General features: G+C 38.3%; 1 protein-coding gene. It reads right to left on the bottom strand.

Translation table 11 applies throughout. The features are described 5' to 3' along the window. Positions 1-290, bottom strand: a 290-nt coding sequence (locus tag AOA61_RS27850) for a pyruvate kinase alpha/beta domain-containing protein (protein ID WP_218197404.1), incomplete at both ends; no start/stop codon positions are given.

The raw sequence follows: 290 nt of genomic DNA, 5'->3' as shown, positions 1-290 counted from the left end.
GTAATAATAGCACCAGCTTTTTCAATAGCACTCATCATATCTCGGTCAGTATTTGAAGTAACTAGGATATCGCCATCAGAAACTCTTTCCAAAGCATCTGAAGCTGTATTTGCAATTACAACTTTCCCTGTTGCTGATTTACGTCCTATTCCTTGTCCCTTTGCAGTAACTTCACCTACAACATGAACTTTCATGATGTTTGTTGTACCAGTTTCATTAATAGGAACTCCGGCAGTAATTACAATTAGATCTCCGTGCTTCACATAACCTGATTTTAATGACCCGTCAAC

Source organism: Pseudomonas sp. 2995-1, from assembly GCF_002742505.1.
Taxonomy (GTDB): Bacteria; Pseudomonadota; Gammaproteobacteria; order Pseudomonadales; family Pseudomonadaceae; genus Aquipseudomonas; species Aquipseudomonas sivasensis.
Note: the sequence above shows the minus strand (reverse complement) of the source record. Positions and strands in the feature narration are given on the sequence as shown.